This is a genomic window from Syntrophaceticus schinkii, assembly GCF_000946815.1.
GTDB classification, from domain to species: Bacteria; Bacillota; DSM-12270; order Thermacetogeniales; family Thermacetogeniaceae; genus Syntrophaceticus; species Syntrophaceticus schinkii.
In genome coordinates this window covers 1-1,234 of sequence record NZ_CDRZ01000170.1, presented here as the reverse complement: position 1 = coordinate 1,234, position 1,234 = coordinate 1, and the positions used below count along the sequence as shown (strand labels likewise).

The window sequence follows — 1,234 nt, the reverse complement described above, 5'->3', positions numbered from 1 at the left end:
GCGGTTTTGATGGGTAGAGGATTTTTTCTTGCTTTTTATTGACGTAAATGATGCATACTGATTGACATATGGATTATTTATTGACATGACAATCATCACGGAAGGATAAATAGCGAGAAGGGGAACCCCTATGGCCAACGCCCGCCAAGTCCCCCTTCCCTAAAAAACACTGAAATGATCTTACTCGAAACTCCTTTAACTGTCCAGTCTTATCTTGAATTATTTGCAGACGGTTGTCCGGAAAACCTACGACCAGTGGAATGCCCATCCTGTAAAGCTATGCGGAAGCTACACCGGCACGGGCATTACAAACGCATGGTATTCACCCTCGAAGAAGCATATTCCATACCGATATTTCGTTTCAAGTGTCCCATATGTGGTAAAACAACAGGTCTGCTCCCTCCCTTCATCGGGGAAAAAGAGCAAACTGCCTGGGAAGTGCAAGAAGAGGTGATGCGCAAGCAGACAAAAGGCCAATCCCTGACACAGGTAGCCGGAGAACTAACAGCAGCAGGGGGACCCTACAGTGAAAAAAGCCTTTGGCGCTGGACCACCAGGTGGAACAGGCTTTTAAGGGATTCAGGTAACATCTTTTGGACACAGATCCTGCGTGTTCTGCCCCACATCCAACTGCCAGTAGGAAAAATGAAGCCCCGTACAGAGTGGGGCTGGCTTTTTAAGATATGGGACCAGGTAAAGGCAGAGTTTGGAGATGATAAGTTGTTTAACTGGCTCTACAGACAGCAAAAATCAATGGCACTGGCACCAGGATAAAAAAAGCCCCACACAAGCTGTCTATGGATTGACGGCACCGCTTCGAAGAGAATGATGCTGGAAGCTTCACCAACATCTTCTTAAAAAACAAAGGAGCGGAGAAAAGATGGATTTCGAAATGCAAGAACAGATAGCGGCCTTTCGCTATGGGCTGATTGCACCGATCGTCAGCCGCCAGAGCCCCATGCTGCCAGGTGAGTTAAAGCACTTACTGGAGGAGATTGCATCCCGTACATACACAATCCCCGGCAGCCATAGAACAACTGTCAGTACCCGTACCCTGGAGCGCTACATAGCAAACTACAGAAGAGCAGGTTGGGACGGCCTGAAACCAAAGCCGCGTCCTGCAACCAACAGAACAAGCATCCCCCTTTCGGTTCTGCAGGCAGCAATCGATCTCGCAAAGAGCGTCCGGAGCGCAAGTGTGGAGCAGGATTATCTTTTTATTATGAGCAGGGTA

The 1,234-nt window shown here is 48.4% G+C and carries 2 protein-coding genes; both read left to right on the top strand.

Translation table 11 applies throughout. The annotated features are described in order from the left end of the window. Window positions 1–174 precede the first annotated feature (174 nt). Window positions 175–774, top strand: a complete 600-nt coding sequence (locus SSCH_RS06970) for a DUF6431 domain-containing protein (RefSeq protein WP_269746128.1) — start codon at window positions 175–177, stop codon at window positions 772–774. A gap of 106 nt (window positions 775–880) precedes the next feature. Further along, window positions 881–1,234, top strand: a 354-nt coding sequence (locus tag SSCH_RS06965) for a helix-turn-helix domain-containing protein (protein WP_044664842.1), incomplete at its 3' end; no start/stop codon positions are given.